Annotated in this window: 1 protein-coding gene and 2 pseudogenes; 2 read left to right on the plus strand and 1 reads right to left on the minus strand. The window is 42.7% G+C overall.

Going from position 1 to position 1,522, the window contains the following annotated elements:
• Positions 1 to 129 (minus strand): annotated as a pseudogene (locus tag L650_RS24070) (DUF4235 domain-containing protein); the annotation flags it as partial.
• Positions 130 to 636: 507 nt separating this feature from the next.
• Here L650_RS24070 and sodC point away from each other — a divergent pair.
• Both sodC and L650_RS0102240 read left to right on the plus strand, forming a co-directional pair.
• Positions 637 to 1,208, plus strand: a pseudogene (sodC, locus tag L650_RS0102235) (superoxide dismutase [Cu-Zn] SodC).
• A gap of 13 nt (positions 1,209 to 1,221) precedes the next feature.
• Positions 1,222 to 1,455 carry a ChaB family protein gene (locus L650_RS0102240; protein WP_029772032.1) on the plus strand — a complete coding sequence of 78 codons (234 nt, stop codon included), beginning with the start codon at positions 1,222 to 1,224 and terminating at the stop codon, positions 1,453 to 1,455.
• The last annotated feature ends 67 nt before the right edge of the window (positions 1,456 to 1,522 follow it).

The following is a 1,522-nucleotide window of genomic DNA, read 5'->3' on the forward strand; positions in this document are numbered from 1 at the left end:
CTTGTCTTTTGGGGCGGGCTCGTTGGTTACCTTTTCCCACGACTTTTGTAAACTTTTTCTGGTTAGCATGCCAGCTGATGCAGCGGCTAGGCCTATACCTAGTGTTTTAATTAGTTGCTTGTTACTCATAATTCCCTCGATTGTTTAATAGCGATAGGGTCATCTATAACCCGTTTAATAACACTAGTATGTTCAGCAATTAGCATACCGATAGCGCAGCAGGCGTGGTGAGCATGGTTTATTTTAGCGTGTGCATAGGCGCGTATTTTGATTAAACGCGCTGTGCTATTGGCTTAGCGCGGTATTAGTTAATGCACTATTAAGTGTTTAAGCTGCTTTTTTACCCGTTTTGAGCGGTACTTAGTATTAGGCGGGTGGGCGTGTTAAGCCTGTAAAGTTGTCATTTCTTTTGTAAATTTGCACTAGTTTTTGTACAGCGTTTAAACAAAAACACGCAGTAAATTTTAAGTATGTGTAGTGGCTAATTATCTAGCTTTGTTTATTTTATTTTTAATCAATGCGTTACGTTTAGCGCAGGTGAAATTTTTTGCCTACAGTGAGCTTGGTATAGAGATTGTACCTAATAACTGAGCAGTCGCGTTATTTACAAACCTGATACTACATGAGGAGATCACGATGAATTGTTTACAGTTTGATTCAACCGCTAAAAAAAGCGTAGCACGTATTTTTAAACCAGCTTGCGCCATATTATTTACCGCTGCAATGCTACAAAATAGCGCATTGGCGAATGTAGATGTTGATATGCATGCAGTAAGTAAGTCGGGGCAAGGTGAGCTACTTGGCACCGTTACACTGACAGAAAATGAGCACGGGGTGGTATTTACCCCTGCGCTTAAAGGCTTAACGCCTGGGCAGCATGGCTTTCATGTTCATCAATATGCTAGCTGCGAGCCAAAGCAAAAAAACGGTAAAGTTGTACCGGCCGGNGTGCTGCTGGTGGGCACTTTGATCCTAACAGCGCTAAACACCACGATGAACCGTGGAGTAATGGCCACTTAGGCGATTTACCTGCGTTATTTGTAAATGAGCGCGGTGAAGCTAAATCGCCTGTTTTAGCGCCAAGGCTCAAGCTTGAGCAGCTTAAACAACACGCAGTGATGATCCACAAAGGGGGCGACAATTATGCCGACGAACCCAAGAAATTAGGTGGCGGCGGTAAGCGTGTTGCGTGCGGCGTAATTAAGTAATACGGAGGTTATTATGCCTTATCAAAACACAAGCGAGTTACCGGATTCGGTAAAAAGTAACTTACCTAAACATGCCCAAGAGATATATCAAGAGGCGTTTAATAGCGCGTGGGACACCTACGAGGATCCAAGCGATAGAAAAAACGACGACGACCGCGAAACCACAGCGCATAAAGTAGCTTGGTCTGCGGTTAAAAATAGCTACAGTAAAAATGATAATGGAAATTGGGTTAAGTCGAGTAATTAGTTACTGGTAAAAGTAAAATACCAATGCATAAAAAAGCCGCTACAAAAGCTGTAGCGGCTTTTTTATA

The organism is Pseudoalteromonas sp. TB51, from assembly GCF_000498055.1.
Classification (GTDB): domain Bacteria; phylum Pseudomonadota; class Gammaproteobacteria; order Enterobacterales; family Alteromonadaceae; genus Pseudoalteromonas; species Pseudoalteromonas atlantica.

Coding starts and splice junctions, on each gene's coding strand:
- L650_RS0102240 (WP_029772032.1), top strand. CDS start 1,222: ATGCCTTATCAAAACACAAGCGAGTTACCGGATTCGGTAAAAAGTAAC.